Below are 18,405 nucleotides of genomic sequence, written 5' to 3'. Positions count from 1 at the left end.
TTAGAACGTAACGAGGGAAAAACTGAAAACTTCAAACTGAAAACTGCCAACTGTCTCAAAATCCCTCCGTTTTTAAATACTTAATCGCATAAACCGCTTCCTTTTTCTCTGATTCTCCAGCATTTTTCAAATCATAGGTTTGATCCGCAGGTGTATCTACATCAGGAAAACGACGAACATCGCCGGTGCGGAAAACAATTCTGGAAACATCGGCAACTGGCTGAAAGGCTAAACTGGTTAATACATCTTTTCCATTAACAGTGATGGTATAAAATCGGGTAAACGCATCTAATTTTAGTTTGATATCATAACTTTTACCTGCCTCATATTTCATGAAGTTTTTATACCGTGCACCAGCTTTTGCGCTTAAAGTTCCTGCAGTATCAAAAGTCAGGCGTACAGTTGCCATTCCTTTCGCATTCTGCAATTCGATTTCCAGTAAACCAAAATCATTTTGCTTTGGCGTAACCGAAAACGAAGCAATAATTTTTCTGGATGCAGGAAACAATCTTTCGGCTTTCGCATAGTCGAACGGATCTTTATCTTTTAAAACCAAAGTACCTTTATCAACTTTAACAGGCGCCCAAAGCGGACTGTATATATTCCACATTTCGAGTGCTTTATCAGCCGGCATTTTTCCAAAATCATCATTTACATGTTGTGTGGCCTTATCGGTAACAGGTACCGGAATCGAAGAAACCCAGATATCTTCTTTATTCATGCTGTAGGTTACCCATAACTTCCCATCGGCAGGTTTTCCATTCCCTTCTTCAATACCACGAACATACTGCGGACCGTAAGATTTGTAATTGCCTCCGTAACGCATTGGCGTAATTTCACCATGCACCAATAAAAGATTGGTATAATCGAGTCCGTTTTTACTGGTTGAAATGGCTAAAGGCCACCGGTACTCAGATGGATTATAAACCGTTGCGTAGTTGCCATCAGCAGTTTTTTGTCCCCATATTTTGGCATTACTGTTTACAAAACCCGGTGCACGCGATGCGTTTTCAGGCCAGCTTTTGCCGTTATCATTGCTGATTGCTGTTAAGGCATTTTTCCATAAACCAACTACTCTTCCATCAGGCAAGTGATAATAACTGAATGCTTTATATTGTTTCTTTAAAGTGATTAATGGATCTTTTCTGTCTGCCTCTTCATTCCATTGCTGTGTCATTAATTTGTTAGTTAATAACTCATTACACGCCTCAATAAAAGCTTTACTTTTACTTCTGGTATACAACGGGTATTTGGTGTTTTTCTCCGAGTAACCTGAATTGTAATGGATGAAATAAATTGGACCGTATTTTCCATCTGACTGAATTTCTCTTACTGCCCTGCCAATTCCGTGACCATCGTTTGGATCATCTTTTGCATCAAAACTGATCGCGTAAAAACCCAAAACCAGGAATACATTTTTAGTGGAAACATAAAAGCCCATGCGTTGGTGCATCACCGCGTCTAAATCTTTCGCCACATCAGTTCTGCCCTCTTTTGTGGTGCCATCAGGAATCCGGTAGATTGGAAATACTACTTCTGGTTTCGTCCAGGTGTAGCCATCTTTCGAGGACTGCAATAATGTTTGTCCTGGCGGGATACTTTCCCCAACTTTATCGCTCAAATATTCGATATAATATTTGTTGTTCCAATAAGCCAACATCGGTGCATGGTTGTAGGTCCAGCCGAAGTTTTCGGCCAGTTCTGGATGTTCTCTGTTTGCCCTGAAAGTTTGGATGCTGTGTACGCCCATCACCGGCGAAAGTTGGCCATGATGATAATCTGCATTAACTAAGGTTTTACCTGTATAACGCACCGTATCCTGCGCCTGCGAGTTTTGTATCGCAAATGCCAATAGTAAGCTTAAACAAAGTATTTTAAATATTTTCATGTTTATATTTTTTACCACCAAGACACTAAGGCACGAAGTTTTGTATTCGTTCGTCGTTCCTTCTCTTAATGACGTTTTTTTCTTTGTGCCTTGGTGTCTTGGTGGTTACTATTTCAATAAATCCTTAATAACTCTTCTTTTCACTTTTATAATTGTTCCATGTTTATGTCCTTCGGGGATTGAAACCTCCGCAGTTACGTCCTTAAAAGACTTAAAATCGGCTGTTTTATAAGCTGAATAAATCTTTTGTCCGTAGGCATCGAAATAAATCAGCCAATCCTTTCCAACTTTAACAACCGTTGGTCCTTCGGTTAATTTCGGACTAAACGTCTCCGAAACATTTTCGTAAGGACCTAAAGCATCCTTTGCAAAAGCAACTTTTAAATTCCTATTTGGGCGGGTATTATCTTTTAAAACCAGTACATAATCTTTAGTTGCCCGTTTCAAAATAACTGCATCAATCACACTAAAACCAGGATCGAGAAATAGCTTTGGTTTGGAGAAAGTCTCAAAATCTTTGGTTGTAATACCATACATCCGGTGGTTATTTTCCTCTTCCTCTATTCCTTTAGCGAAGCGATACGGTATGGTTGAAGCCCAGATGATTACATATTCTTTTTTCTCGTTATCGTAAAAGATTTCCGGTGCCCACACATTTACCGTTTTTGGCTCACTTTCCATTACCGGAAGAAACTTTTGTGCACTCCAGTTGATCAGGTCTTTAGAACTTGCGTAACCGAAACCTTTATCACCTTTCCAGCTGCAGGTCCAAACTAAATGAAAGGTTCCATCCGGGCCTTGAACGATTGATGGATCGCGTAAAACTTTCTGTGTTCCCACTTTAGGTTTCAAGAAGGTTTTATTTAAATCTGTCCAATGGTACGCATCATAACTATACAAAAACCTCAAGCCTTCGTTTGCTGGCTCATGGAAGGAGGTAAATATATAAGCCTGTTTTGTGCAGGATGTTAAGCCACAAAGCAGCATACTAATAATAGCTATGCGAAATGATAATATGGAATTGGGTTTAAACACTGTTTTTCTTTAATTATTTCTTTTTTGCAATTGTCAGTCTGAGCGTAGTCGAAGACCTTTTCTGTAATTTGTTAAAAAGATTGTCCTTCGACTACGCTCAGGATGACATCTTTTTAGTTTCACGTAATGACGTTTCTCATGAATCGTCATTCCCGCGCAGGCGGGAATCTTAATAGCCTTGTTGCTCAGATCCTGAAATAAATTCAGGATGACGATCACTGTAGATTTCTCCATTCCGTTGCACTCCAGTCGAAATGACGATCTTGTACAGACTCAACGCCATACGCCTATCGCTATCCGCTTCCTCTATATCTCCTCCAACACCAATACCCAATCGTTGCCATTTGCAGGCTCACCTGGTGGGTTAAACTCTTTTATTCCTTTATTTTCAAATTCTCCAATTGATGTAATTTTTCCCGTTCTTGGATCAAACCATGATGCTTTTACTTCGTCACCATCAATTTTGCCCATCTGCACGCTAAAATTGTGACCTGTATAGGTGTAAAGCATTGCAAATTCTTCACCTCTTGTAGCTATAACCCGTTCGTATTTTTCGCCGTTCTTTCCAGCTACTAAAGTCTGATCAGGAACACGATCGAAATAAGAATGAGATAACATTAAATCTTTCAAATACTGCATCTGTTTAGCTCCTGGTGCATTTATAGCCGTTATCCATTGATCTTTAGGACCATAAGCAGGTTTTAAATCTGTTTTTTTATACATCTGCATCACCGAATTATGACCATAGGTATAGCCGAAGGCACCCGCGAAAACCGACCAGTAACCATATCTTCTCACATCATTATCTGTCCAACGTGGTTGGAGCGTATCGTGCAAACCTTGTGGGATATCCTCATAAGAAGGCTCACCATCAATTGTCGGCTTAGTTGGTTTCAGTTTATAATCGGCTTCAATGTATTTCCAGTTATCTTCTCCATAATGTAATTTCTCATTTTTAGAGGTATCCTGATCATATCGGCGGTGACCAGATTGAACCATATCAAAATCGCACCATTTTGCATCCTGAAACCACTGTGATGAGGCTGTTCTTCCTCTAGGGTGGAAAGTAATGAGGTGATTGGGATCATTTGCCCTTAAGGTTTCGCCAATGGTATTCCAAACTTCTTTTTTATCGCTGCCTTTAATATCGCCACCATTGAGCCAGATGATATTCCATTTTTCTTTATAACGTTTTGCCAAAAACTCAGAATAAGCTTTTGCTTGTTCCGTTTTAACTTTTCCAGCTTTAACATTTGTACCCCAAACAGGCACTAGTGCCATATAAAGGCCTTTTTCTGCTGCCTGATCAACGATATAATCTACATGATCCCAATAATCATAAGCCAAAGAATCTTTTGGGTTATTGCCCGGCGTAAGCATCGGCTTTGAAACATCTGCATGCACAACTGAGGAATCCAGATATACATTTCTAGATGGAACATCATGTAATAACATCACCTGGATGACATTAAAACCTTTTTGTTTACGGTCTTCGAGGTAAGTATTTGCTTCTTCTCTTGTTAACCTGCCAAACAACAACCAGCCTGTGTCGCCAAGCCAGAAGAATGGTTTGCCATCACCAGTAGTTAAATACCTTCCATTCTCTGAAACCAAGAGACTTTTATCACCAAAATGCGGTTTTTTCTTACAGCCAAGAGCTAAGCAAGAAACCACAACAAGCAGAAATATTTTAGATTTAATGTTCATGTTTAAATTTTATTGATGATGATGACTTCGTCTCCTGATCCAAGCTTCTCTAACTTAGCAGTAGCGCCGGCATTAATTCTCTCTTCTTTAAGCAGCTTTCCTGTTTTCGGGTTGAGCACTTTTACATTGAATTTTCCAGATACTTTGCTCAAATCGAGATTGATGGCATTTGCCGAAGCGTTATACAAAATATATGCCTTGCCTGGATTTTCTAAACCATATTGTTTTGCTGATTTATCTGCAGGTAAAAAGGGTTTCATCGAAGATGCAGCGGTTAAAATTGAAGCATCAATTCCATCGACATTAGAAAGCGAACCACCTGCCATTAAAATTGCCCAACCGAAACTGTCAAAGCTATCGCCCGAATACATCACAGCCTTTTCTGGGAACTTATTCTTATATTCTGAAACGGCATGATAAACTTCTTCGAAAGATGTTTTTTTAGGTTTTAACAAACGTGCATGCTGCCGTGGCGCCAAACTTAAGCCACCTTGTGGCGCGTAAGCCGTTCCATCGGCCTGATAATGCCAGTACTTGATATCGATCAGGTCTACCACTCCGGCACGCTTTGGATCAGCCAAAACCGCATCCTGAACATCTTTTGTTACACTTAAGCCGATAATCGGATGTTTACCAGTTTCCTTTTCCCATTCTTTTATGGTATCGATCCAGAACTGAACAAAGTGCAACGGACCGGTAAATTCGGCGCCGATTAACTGGATAACGCCTGTATTTCCATCAAAATTCGCTAAACACTTTCTGATGTAAGCTTTATGGATCGCCTTGCGGTGTTCGTTGCTGATATCGTAAAACTGTTCGGCCATAAAAATGCGTTTGTCGCCAGCATACGGCACTGGTTCCGGGAAACCTGTATTGTTGATATTGTTTGCGGTACGCCAAGGAAAATCGGCGTAATGTGCGCCAGCCTCGATAATGTTATGTTGAAAATAGTTCTCGTGGATTAAAACCAGCCCTTTTTGATCAGCCAGATTAGCAAATTGCTTTAACCTATCCCAATACCAAAGGTTGTATTTGGTAATATCATATTTGCTCAAACCATCCCAGGCTTTATCCTGTCCGCTACGAGCGAAAGGCAATTCATAAAAAGGTGCCCAAACTTCGCCATCCATACGACGGATGCGCTCATGGTCATCCCTTCTTCTGTCGTACCAAAGGCCATAATTGTGATCTATCACTTTAACCTTACCGTTTTTCATGGCATCGGTCATCGAATCCAGATCATCTGTTAAACCATTACCGGAACGACCAGGAACGAAACGTGTGATATGAAACTTGGCATTTTTTAATCCATACGGACGGGCGCTTCCGTTCCACCAGGGCACATCCTGACGACCGCCGAGAACGATTTCGCTGCCACGGACCAACCAACCATTTTTGATGCCCATCGCACCTGCAGGAACAGGTTGAATAACTTTATCTAAGCCGATCTTATCTATGCTTTTTGCAGAACCGGCATCTGTCGGGATTTTATTCCTGTCAGGTGCTGCATCTATATATTCTGCAACGGTTAAAGCAGGTTTGTAGGCCAATTTGGTTAGTTTTAATGCGACATCTACAGGCGGACTGCTTGATGCTTCGGTTTCAACAGGTAGTACAAAATTCCTGCTATCCACCTCATTTCCCAATCTATCTTTTAGTTGCGCATAATATAAACTTCGTGGCTGGATCTGTTCGTTCGACATATCCCAATAGCCATTTCCGGCAAATTGAGACCAGGTTCCAAAAGCCCAGTTTTGAGCTGTAGGCGGCTGAAAATTATCAACCCTTGCAGCACTACATTGCCAGAATACACTATTTGCAGCACTCCAACCAGCACCTTGTCCATCCTGTCCGCGGTTTAAATAACTTAAAGCTTGTCCATCGATATTTACGATATCAAATAAAACGCCCGATGCCCAACTGTCAATTGCACCGCTAAAACTGAAAGGAAAATAAGACTGGCACTGCACAAAAACATTGGGGCCTGGAGCGCAAAAGCCAACAGCAAAATCATGGTAACCATATTCTGAATACAACCTTTGGAAAAGTGTTTGCTGACCAGTTGTTAAAAAGGTAAAACGGCGCTCGCCACCGATTTCGGAAATTGGAGCAAGCGATTTACAATCTTCAACAGTAATCCTTTTTGAAGTTTCCAAAACATTTACTGCAGAACCTGCAAAATGCTCAAAAACCACCTGACGGACCCAGGCATCTTGTACATTTTCTAAAGACACAGCTGTCCAACGGTGATATTCGTCTTTAATATTTTCTTTATGATAATCTGATTCGATTTTCAGGTTTTCAACGCCTGACTGCGCAATTCTTCCATCCCATTTATATTTCGAAACCGTTGCGCCACCATATTTAGCATCTAAAGCTGTAGTGATTGGCACATCGAAAGTTATTGTATTGCCGTTTATGGCGATAATTTTTCTATCCCAATGAATATCTCTTGTCCCTGGTTTCCATCCCAAAGCACTTTCACCGCCACCAAACTCGATCGTTTTAAGGGTTTCGATCCATTCTTTAGTTGATGGCCTGTTAATAATAATCTGATCACCTACTTTAAATCCATTGGCATTAGACAGTGTAATTTTATTTGCATTAACGGGCACATAAGGATCAGTAACCGCGATGGGCTGTTCTTCTATCCTGTTTTTTTGACCTAGAATCCTGATTACCCCAATCCGGTCTAAACCCGTTGCAAAAATCTTTGTGCCATTTTCGCCCATTCCACTTCCACGAAGCACCACTCCAGAAGTTGATAACCTTAATGTTCCGGCAACTTCGTAAGTTCCTTTTTCTAATAAAACGGCGCCACGTAATCCATCCTTACCAAGGGGTAATTTCGAAACATAATTAATAGCCGATTGAATTCTTAAAGTAGCATCGCCCTTTGAAACAGGAACAATTACCTTTATTGCTGCATTAGGAATGACTTTTTCTCCTGCCATGTAACCAGCATAAGAAAAATCGGGAATCCGGTTTCCATCTGGATCCGGTGTATAAGCCATTTTACCGTCCTTCCCTTTGAAGATAGGCTTTGGTGGCTCTATCGGCTTTGTTTTTTGAGCAAATGAAAAGTTAGTCGCTAAAAGCGCCATTACCAAAAACGGCAAGGTTTTTAGCTGTATAACTTTTAATATGTGGTTAGTTTTTGGCATATTTTAATCATTTGACTACTAAGTCACCGAGTATTCCCCATCTTAATTTCGTCATTTCGAGCGGAGTGCAACGCAGTCGAGAAATCTATTTGGATAGATCTCTCCATTCCGCTACGCTTCAGTCGAGATGACGATTTTGGATAGAGATGCTCAGCCTTTCAGCTGGTCTTTCTCCTTTAACCTTTCTACGGCCTCACTTTATTAACATCAACCAAACTATTCAAATAAACTTCGATATTGGCATAACCTGATTTCGAAATTTTCGAAGCATTCTTAGCGTCTTTCGGGTTTAGCCCGTTTTTAAGTTCCCAGGCATCCGGCATTCCATCATGATCGGTATCTACATAAGGTTTTCCTTTATATTCAGGATATCCCCCAACTTGTGCAATATCGGAAATGATTCCCTTTTTGTATGAATCAGCAGGTAAACGACGTTTTACGTAACTTTGTTGAGCTGGCAGTTTCCCATCCTCAACATGATCAATTTTACCAGTGCTTACCTGCCTGATAATGCGTTGATCAACAGCATCTCTAACAGGAAGAGATGCACCAGCATTGGCCAGAACATAATCATAAGCTTTTTTGGTATCAATGATGGAAATTTTAGCCATTGGCAAAGGTTTATCCACTTTCATCGAATCTAACAACTTTTGTTTATCTCTTTTGCTTTCAGGTTGAACACCACCATCCCAATTGTTTTTGGTTACCTTTTCGTTTCCTTCTATAATATTTCCGGTTACATAAGCTTTACCAAATTCGTTGGCAAACTTTTTATCTCTGCCCGATTCAGGTTTTAAGATACGATAAGAAATCGGTTCGCCTGCAGGGGTAATCGGCCCTGGTTTATAATAGTTGTTAATGAAACTATAAAATGAAGCATTATCGCCACCATCGGCACTTCTATTCCACCAGTTAAAGATCACATTATTGGCAAAACCAAAATCGCCATACATCCCAACAGATGGATTCCGGCTGATATTTGATGCCCAAAGGTTACGCATGAAAGTTGAATTCAAACCACCAATTGTACTTCCGAAAGCATGGTTATAGGTATCTAAAGCCTCTGAAAAGATCGAATTTTGAATGGTAACATTTACGGTAGGTAGTTTTACAGGTTTGGAACCGTCTTTTGGATCGTAAACATGGCGGTAAATCGACATATTTTCATCCAATCCCCAGCTTGCCGAAACGTGATCAATAATGATGTTTCCGACAGGATTTCCGCCAATGGCATCATCTCTACGGGTAACATCGGTTTCACCACGACGGAAACGCATATAACGGATCACCACATCATGGGTATTGATCCAAACTGATTCGCCGGCTACACAGATTCCATCGCCAGGCGCACTTTGACCTGCAATGGTAATATATGGTGCACGGATAATCAATGGTGTTTTTAATTTGATAATCCCCGAAACGTTAAAAACAATAATCCGGGCACCGCCTTGCTCGCAGGCCTCGCGTAAAGTTCCGCTGCCCGAATCTTCAAGACTGGTTACTACGTAAACTTTTCCTCCGCGGCCGCCAAAAGAATAAGCACCACCACCTTCAGCTCCCGGAAAGGCCACTGTTTTAGCTTGTGGCAAATCGCCTGGTTTTGCTGCCCATGGAATATAAGGTTTTCCATGTTTGGCTTCTTCATCTACAATGTGTTTTACTTTTAAAAATTGCAGTTCAGATTTTTCTTCAATGCTTTTTAAAAGTGAATCGGCTTTCTTTTCCATAGCCTCTGGGATTACCGGATATTGCGCAAAAGCTACATTTCCAATACCACAAAGCACTACTATGCTAAAAATTAATTTCCAGGTACGCATATTAGTTAGGTTTAACAATTGAAACCGGAACCACACTATTTAAATATACTTCGATGTTCGCATAACCACTTTTTGTAATTTTAGCAGCATCAGATGCATCCTTAGGGTTTAAACCATTTTTAAGCTCGTAAGCATCAGGCATGCCATCATCATCACTGTCTTTATATGGTGTGCCTTTATATTCTGGGTAACCTCCAACCTGAGAAACTTCTGTAATGATGCCTTGTTTGTAAGAATCACCTGGTAATCTGCGGTGTTCAAACTGAAAAGCAGATGGTTTAGCGTCAGGATGTACTTCAATTTTGCCTGTGGCAACCTGTTTAACTACGCGGGTATCAACCGGATCTCTTTTTGGTAAGGTGGCACCAGCATTTGCCAGTACATATTCTTTAGCTCTTAAAGTAGGGATAATGCTAATCTTAGGCATTGGAAACGGATTCTTAGCTTTCATCGCAGCGAAATATTTACCTGCTTCTTCGAAAGACATTAAATTTCCTTTTTTATCTTCCAATTGAACCCCTCCATCCCAGTTATTTTTAGTTACTTTTTCATTACCGTCAATTATATTTCCAGCCACATAAGCCCTGCCAAAAACAACATAGGGTAATTTACTACGTCCAGATTCTGGTTTTAAAATGCGGTAACTGATCGGATCTTTTAGTTCGGTAACCGGACCTGGTTTATAAAAATTATTGATGATGTTATATTGTGCGGTATAATCGCCACCATCTGTGGAGCGGTTATTCCAGTTAAAGACCACGTTGTTAGCAAAATTGAAAATTCCATTCCAGCCGATTGACGGGTTACGTGCGCCATTATCAGCCCAAAGGTTACGTACAAAGGCGCAATTTTCGCCACCTAAAGTACTACCGAAAGCATGGTTCCAATAATCTAACGCCTCTGAGAAAATAGAGTTTTGGATCGTAATATTAACGGTCCCCAATTTCTCTTCTGTTTTGCCAGTACTATCATTATACATGTGGCGGTACATCGACATGTTTTCATCTAATCCCCAACTTGCCGAAACGTGATCGATCATAATGTTACCTACAGGGTTACCACCAATGGCATCATCGCGACGGCCAACAAAGGTTTCTCCTCTTCTAAAACGCATAAAACGTATGATCACATCATGCGTATTTAACCAAACCGATTCGCCAGCTACGCAAACACCGTCACCAGGTGCGGTTTGACCAGCAATAGTGATATAAGGTGCGCGAATGATTAATGGAGTTTTTAATCTGATGATTCCTGAAACATTGAAAACCACAATCCTTGCACCGCCTTGTTCACAGGCATCACGCAAAGAACCCGGTCCCTTATCGTTTAGGTTTTTAACTACAATAACCCTACCGCCATGGCCACCAAAACTATAAGCACCTCCACCTTCTGCACCTGGAAAAGCCAATAAATCTGATTGTGGCAAATCAGTTGGTCTACCCGCCCAAGGAATATACGGCTTGCCCTGAGCTGCTTCTTTGGCAATAATAGGCTTTGCTTTCTCCCAGGCAATATCAGATTGATGATAAGCTTCTTTCATCATCGAGTCAGATGATTTTTTAATATTGGCAGGAATGTTTGGATATTGTGCAAACGTATAATTTGCGGAGAGTATTAATGCTGTTGTTAGCAACAGATTTAAAATGTTCTTTTTCATTTGTGTTGTTCGTTGGGAAGAGAAAGAAATTACGAAATATTTTTAACTAGCAGAAAAAATCTAATCGCTGATATTGAAAATCGTGGCTCATTTCTTTGTCTATCCTTGTAAGTAATTTTGGTTAGAAAGTATATTATCTTTCAAATTTGCGTGCAAAAAGCACCTGTTTAATGTATAATTTTGGCTATCTATTGTATCATCTTATCAATTGGCAAAAATGCCTGTAACAAATTAAATTCATTCTCGCAGCCATGTTACAAGATAGGAATAAAATTCATATATAAATGTAACATTCTTAAATAAAAAAAAAGGAAACAAATTAATGTCCCCTTTTTCCAAACCAAATATAAAAAAACCGGGGCGGTGAGCAAACCGCCCCGAAAAATTGCTAACGGCTAAAGCTGAGGATCGAAACTTCCTCCCCAACCTATAGTTTGTTCAATTTTCGGATTGTTGGCAATCGATGAGGTTGGAATACCAAAGAAATAATATTCATCTTTCCAATTGATCGTATAACCGTTATCTAAAGTTTTAGGAACTATACTCATGTAAGTGTAAACCTGATCTGTAGAAAGTGCATCACGCCCCACATATGGTGAAGTGGAAAGGCTTGCTGGAGCACCTGTTGTAATAAGATTAAATTGTTTTCCTGTTCGGATTTTACCGTTTAATACAGTTGAAAATAATTTTCTTCTTCTTAAATCCCAGAAACGTTTCCCTTCAAAGGCAAATTCAATTTGTCTTTCATACATTATCGCATTAATTAACTCGGTTTGAGTCATGCCTGCTTTAAGCCCGTATAAATTATCGGTTCCTTTTTCAATTCCTGCCCTTGCTCTGATCAGAATTAAATTGTCATAAGCCTCTTGCAAACGATTTGTTGCCGCTGCCGATTCGGCCAGATTTAAAACAACCTCAGCATATCTCAGCTCCATCCAGTCGGTACCAGAATAAATCACATTATTCTGCAAAACAGTTGGATCAATGGCTTTACGGCAGTAAAAACCTGTGCTGCTAGCTGTTCCTGGCTCAACTGTTCTGTTGTTTACAAAATATGTCCATAGCCTGTAATTCTGGTTGCCAACAATTGGCCAGGTTGCGCCATTATAAGCAATGGTTTTATCGAATCGGGGATCTCTGTTTTTATAAAAATTCTGATCACTGTAAACATACTTGGTTGATGTTCCCGGTACTTTACCATCGAGCATTGGATAAGATTTGACTAATTCCCAAGTTGGTTGATAGCTTCCGCCCCCGGTTCCCAAATAAGACGGCCTTGCGCTATTGTCGTAACCGTTATTTTTGCTTGTGGCCGTATTAAAATTATTGTAACCCGTTACTAAAACTGCTTCAGGATTATTTACTTCTGTAAACCACATATTATCGTATGATGTGGCAAGTTTCCATCCGTAAGCGGTTAGCAATGATATAGCTTCCTGATTTGCCGTGTATGCTTTCTCCCAGCGTTCTACAATTGTTGCGGGATTATTGGGATCGCTTGTTGCATTTGTAACAAATTGCGGGCTTGCATATGTTAACAGTACTTTTCCTTTAAATGCGGCAGCAGCTCCTGCGGTTACTCTGCCCCAATCGGCCGTACCAGCCCACTTTTTAGGGAGATATTTAATACAGGTATCTAAATCTTTGGTAATTTGCGCAATACACTCTGAGGTTTTGTTTCTGGGCAGCAAGGCTGCATCTTTGGCTTCATCGCCAACAGCCTGAAGTGGGGTTAATACCAACGGTACACCACCATATAGCCTTACAAGATCGAAATATCTAAACGAACGGAAAAACAATGCCTGTGCTATTAAACGATTTTTTGTGCCTGCCGGTAAAGTACCTGCATTAACATCCCTGATAAAAGTATTAATCAGACGGATTTTACCATAGTTATTTGAAACATTTACTGCTGTTCCAATATCGCCAACATCATTATTACTGAGTGTGCCCCTGAAAAACTTATTGTCATTATAAGCCTCATCTGACAGACCGCTAGGATTGGTAATTGCACTACCTGAGTTTACCCCTGCCCATGATGGCAGATTAGAATCGTACAATACATTGAGGTTTAAAACAGCTAATGTAGAATCATTAAAAATCTGACCTGCAACGGCATAATTTTCATCAACATTATCAAGAACTTTTTTACAGCTACTTGCTCCGGATGCAACAAGTAAAGCGAATATTAATAATTTATGTATTTTCATTTTCGTAAAATTAAAATCCAACATTTAGTGCAAAGGACACGGATTGAAGGTTTGGATAAACATTATATGATGATGCATTATCTCTATAAGTGTAAGGATTATAGAAGTTAAAAGGATTTGTGGCGATTACCGAAGCTTTTAAACTACCTATGCCCATTTTCTGGGTAATTTTAGCCGGGAAACTATAAGCTAAATTGATGTTGCTTACCCTGAAAGTATAACTGCTAACAAACCAGAATGATGAATTCAAATCGTAGGTAGCACTATAATATGGGCTAGGGTATTTGGCATTCGGATTTTCAGGCGTCCAGTGATCTGACCAGAAAGCCGGGCGGTTAACTGTGCTGGTTGCACGTTTTCTTGCATCGCCTTCAATAGCATCTTGTCCGCCGAACGACATACCCATAGTAACATTAAGTGAAATGCCTTTATAAGCACCTCCAAAATTTAAACCCAAGGCATAATGATTACTTGATTTATCTGTTAAATAATCTTGATCATTTTCATCCACTATACCATCTGGTCCGGTATATACACCGTTAACTTTTGGCCCTCTAACATCTGCATAATATAACATACCTGCCATTGGCTTTTGGCCTAACACGGTATATTTTGGGTTAGCAGCAGCAAATGCATCAGCTTCTGACTGAGACCTGAACATGCCTAAATAATGATAACCAAATGCTCCTCTATCACTTGATTGACCTAGTATATCAAGATAAGTACCTACATTCCCCAATGGTTGATCGGCAATTAGTAACTTATTATCATTCCATGTAAAAAATGGATTAAAATTATAGCTGAAGTCTTTGCCGATTTTATCACGCCATCCTGCTGATATTTCGTATCCAAAGGTATTAACTTTGGCAAAGTTCTCTGTAGGTGGGTTTGCGCCAATAAGTACCGACACAGAAGAAGTAAGGGCCGAAAGCATATTGTAACGGTGTGCGAAAAAACCATCTGCTGTTAATGATAACCTATTATCTAAAAACTGTGCATCAACACCTAGGTTTGTGCTTAAATTGCTATCCCATGTTGTATTTGCATTGGCGATGATAATGTTTGGTGCATAGTTTAAACCCCTATCATTGTTGCCGCCAAAAACAGCTGATTTGCCCGTTTCCAATTTATAATTTTCCTGGTATAAATATGGTTTTGAACTATCATTACCTAATAAACCAACTGATCCTCTTATTTTCAAAAAGTTAACAAACTTAACCTTATTCTTAAAAAAACCTTCTTCAGAAATTACCCAGCCTAATGATGCTGAAGGGAAAAATCCGTATTGCTGCCCAGGTGCGAAATTATTATTAGCATCTGTACGTAATGAAACTTCTAATAAATATTTATCAGCGTAAGCATAATTTATACGCGTTGCATAAGCAAGTCGCCCAAATTCATTTAGCCTTCCTACCTGATCTGTAGCCTGTACCCCAGTGGCAAAATTCATATTATCTAAACCGCCAACTAATGTTCCCTCACGAGATACGGCAAGGCTCTCTCCTGAAGTGTGCTGCTGCTCAAATAAGGCAATTGCCGAAATATCATGCTTTCCGAATTTGCGGGCATATGATAATAATCCGTTTAACTGGTAAACATCTACACGCCCTGGTGTGAAACGAACAATATCTCCATTTTTTGCCGATATAATGTTGGTTACTTTACCACCAACAATATGTTTATTATCACCTAAACCTTCAAATTGGTATAAATTATACCTTGTGCCGTACTGTTTGCTGAAATCGTTGTTGATGTTTCTATTGAAATTTAAACTTGCTTTTAAACCCTTTACAACAGGAATTTCATACTCAGCAGTAGCCTGTAGATTAATACCTGTAGTATTTTGAAGCGTATAATTATTTAATCTTTGAACTTCGAAAAAATTTGCTCCTTCAACAGTGCCTGTATTTGGTGCCTGCAACACAGGTAAACCATCTACATAAAAAGGAACAAACTGAGGAGATGCCAGTAGCGATTTAAAATCATTGTCTAAACTTTCAGACCCTTGCTTAAAATAATATCTTTTGTTGTAATTTATATTACCACTAACCGAAACGCCAACTTTTAAGCCATTGGCAACTTTAGCATCTGCGCTTGCCCTGAATGTTAACCGATCGGTATTTACGCCTTTAAAATTTGAGTTCTGACTGGTGTAACTTCCTCCGGCAAAATAGGTTGCCTTATCATTACCCCCAGTAATATTTAAAGCATGGCGCATAATGTATGATGACTGCCAAGCCTGTGCGAGATAATCCTGACTGTTTTTGCTAAAATAATCAAGTTCATCAGGAGTATAATAAGATGTTATTTTTGTGGTTACACCTGTAGCAGGGTTTGTATAATTTCCATTGGGCTGTACAAGGAAGTTATTCTGCGCCTGGGTATAATCATTTAAATAAACAGCCTGATCTAAACCATTCATCATTTTGGGTAGCATTGTTGCATCAGTTAATCCGTAAGATCCACTGTAACTGATTTTTGGCGCTCCTGCTTTTCCGCGTTTTGTTTTAACAACAACCACCCCATTTGCACCTAAAATACCGTATATAGCCGCTGCTGCATCTTTTAATATGGTAATACTTTCTACCTCACTGGCATCAAGGGCATTAAAATCGGTAATGGTTCTTTGGATATCGTCAATCACATAAAGTGGATCAGTTTTTCCGTCTTTCGCAAAAAATATTGGATTTCTGATGGTAATTGTAGCGTTTTCACCAGGGCGGGATACGCCACCGGCCACACTAACAGCTGGTAACTGACCTCGAAGTGCAGCTGCAAGGTTTGTCGTAGGGATATCTTCAATATCTTTCATATTAACAGTAGAAATTGCACCTGTTAAGCTGATTTTTTTCTGCGTACCGTAGCCTACAACCACAACATCCTCTAAACTTTTATTATCAGATACCAGGCGGATATTAATATTAGTTTGTTTGCCAACCGTAATTTGCTGGCGAACATAGCCGATAAATGAAAATACCAATACATCAGCATCTGATTTTACTTGGATGGTAAAGTTTCCATCCGAGTTTGTACTCACATTGCTTGGAATACCTTTTAGACTTACATTTACTCCAGGAATTCCCTGCCCATCTGCCTGATCGACAACTTTACCCGTAATCTTTCGGTCTTGAGCAAAAAGGATTGTGCTTGCCAGTAGCATAAATAGCAAGGACAAAGAAATTTTGCGTAAAAATTTTAAGTTCATCTTATTATTTGGTTAGTTTTTAATTCTATTTAGACAATTTACCGTCTGCGTTTAATGTTGTAATCTTCAATGATCAAAAGTTTTCAACTTTAATCTACTGAGCAATTATAGTATCGTTTTAACTTTTATAAATGGAGCGTATTAAGAGAGCAGAGAAATAGATGAAAAAAATTATTTTATAAAAAAAGAATCAACCAAGATTTCTAATAAAAAAATCGATGATAATATGGGATGTATTGGCTCATTTTTTACTTTGATCTTAATGTTTATTCTGGTTAGAAAGTATATTATATTTCAAAATTGCACGCAAAATATCACTATTTTATGTATAATTTTGGCTAGCTATTGTATCATATTACCATTCAGCTCCATTCTCGGTGCCAGATTGTATTTAATTGATATAATCATAATACAAGGTAGGTATAATATTCATATATAAATATAGTATTTAAATAAAAAATATCTATAAACTAAAAACTAAACTATTCCACCCCTTTAAAACGTTGTTCATACGTTTATTTCAAAGATTTGGTAAGGAAATATTTACAAAAGAAAAGGGAACATTATAAGTGTCCCCGTTAAAATTCCCTTAAAAATTATGTTTTAAACAAAAAAAGAGAGCAATAGCTCCCTTCTTTCAAACCAAATTAAAAAATTGTTAAAACGTTAATCCGCTAATTAAAGCATCTTATCGCTGAACTTTAATGCTGACATTAATGTAAGGTCTTTTCTGTAAATCGGAAGTAACAGCATTTATGTATAACATACCGTATTTACCTTCAGGAGTAAGGAAAAACACTGCATTACCTGCCGCCAAACCGTTAGCTGGAAGCGTTTGAGTAGTTTCGTTAAAAGTAATTGCTCTTGCTTTAGCCAAAGTCTCAATAGAAGAGCCAGAAATTGCCGTAGTCAGAAATGCATTGGCTTGTCCGGTAACAGGCTGACTAAATTTAGTCGTTCTTTTAGGACTAAAGCCACTAATATCATAAACAGTTAATGGATTAGTAGCAACACTTGGAGAATATAAATTCACTACCCAGGTTGGCGTCTGAACTGTTGAATTGGAACCTGGTTTTCTATATATACCAAAATCTATCTTCCCCGCATTAGCTGATGCGTTTGTATAACTAAAACCTGTAGCCTCAGTAAGTGATAAAAAGCTTGGTAAAGATTTTGCAACGGTATCTGGTAAATAAATATCCCTGTTGGCATAAATCATAAAACTCGGATTTACATCAACTGTTACTTTTTTATATCCATCACCAATGAACACTCCCTTTTCATTTAACGCACAGATACGATAGCTTTGTTTACCATCACGAAGTGCAGCTGCTGGAAAAGCGGTATTTGGAAGTTTAATAATTGCTGAAAAACTTCTGCGTTTGGTAGGATCGCTGATTGCAATTGTGTAACGTGTAGCCTGGGCTGTACCTGCAGAAACCTCAAACACATAAGAATACATATCCTCATTGGCAGAGTTTATGGTAAAATCAATCCATACCTCCTCTTTGTCGTTAATTACCTTATAATCGGTAACGCAACGAGGATCGCTATTGTTAAAAGTTACTGTAACATCTTCGAACATGTTAAAGATGTTCGCCGATTCTTTTTTACAAGAAGCAAAAAGAATTAAACATAACCCGATGAGTAATTTATTAATATATCTAGTTTTCATTATTTTAATTTTTAATCAGATAAACTGAAACATTTATGCTTTAAATA

9 protein-coding genes are annotated in these 18,405 nt (G+C 39.0%); all 9 read right to left on the bottom strand.

Features of this window, described 5'->3' with window-relative positions:
- Positions 1-55: 55 nt before the first annotated feature.
- A complete protein-coding gene (locus ACTJKN_RS10940) occupies positions 56-1,888 on the bottom strand; it encodes a six-hairpin glycosidase (RefSeq protein WP_440824906.1) in 1,833 nt (610 codons plus the stop codon).
- A 108-nt stretch (positions 1,889-1,996) separates the two neighbouring features.
- On the bottom strand, positions 1,997-2,875 hold the full coding sequence (locus ACTJKN_RS10935) for a glycoside hydrolase family 43 protein (RefSeq protein ID WP_440824966.1): 879 nt from the start codon (positions 2,873-2,875) through the stop codon (positions 1,997-1,999).
- Between the two features lie 354 nt (positions 2,876-3,229).
- Entirely contained in the window at positions 3,230-4,630 is a 1,401-nt protein-coding gene (locus tag ACTJKN_RS10930; RefSeq protein ID WP_440824904.1) for a glycoside hydrolase family 140 protein, read from the bottom strand.
- 2 nt (positions 4,631-4,632) lie between these two features.
- Positions 4,633-7,794, bottom strand: coding sequence for a DUF6298 domain-containing protein (locus ACTJKN_RS10925; RefSeq protein WP_440824902.1), 3,162 nt, complete (start codon positions 7,792-7,794; stop codon positions 4,633-4,635).
- A 185-nt stretch (positions 7,795-7,979) separates the two neighbouring features.
- Positions 7,980-9,611: a pectate lyase family protein gene (locus tag ACTJKN_RS10920; RefSeq protein ID WP_440824900.1), complete on the bottom strand. Its 1,632-nt coding sequence runs from the start codon at positions 9,609-9,611 to the stop codon at positions 7,980-7,982.
- A 1-nt stretch (position 9,612) separates the two neighbouring features.
- Positions 9,613-11,268, bottom strand: coding sequence for a pectate lyase family protein (locus ACTJKN_RS10915; protein WP_440824898.1), 1,656 nt, complete (start codon positions 11,266-11,268; stop codon positions 9,613-9,615).
- A gap of 395 nt (positions 11,269-11,663) precedes the next feature.
- Complete coding sequence (locus ACTJKN_RS10910; protein WP_440824896.1) at positions 11,664-13,478, bottom strand: RagB/SusD family nutrient uptake outer membrane protein; 1,815 nt, start codon at positions 13,476-13,478, stop codon at positions 11,664-11,666.
- Between the two features lie 10 nt (positions 13,479-13,488).
- Positions 13,489-16,683 (bottom strand): SusC/RagA family TonB-linked outer membrane protein, encoded by a 3,195-nt coding sequence (locus ACTJKN_RS10905; protein ID WP_440824894.1) that lies wholly within the window; start codon positions 16,681-16,683, stop codon positions 13,489-13,491.
- 688 nt (positions 16,684-17,371) lie between these two features.
- A complete protein-coding gene (locus ACTJKN_RS10900; RefSeq protein WP_440824892.1) occupies positions 17,372-18,358 on the bottom strand; it encodes a hypothetical protein in 987 nt (328 codons plus the stop codon).
- Positions 18,359-18,405 lie beyond the last annotated feature (47 nt).

The sequence above is a fragment of the Pedobacter sp. 22163 genome (genome assembly GCF_052045595.1).
GTDB lineage: Bacteria > Bacteroidota > Bacteroidia > Sphingobacteriales > Sphingobacteriaceae > Pedobacter.
The sequence above is the reverse complement of the archived record's forward strand: the minus strand, read 5'-3'. Positions and strand labels throughout refer to the sequence as shown.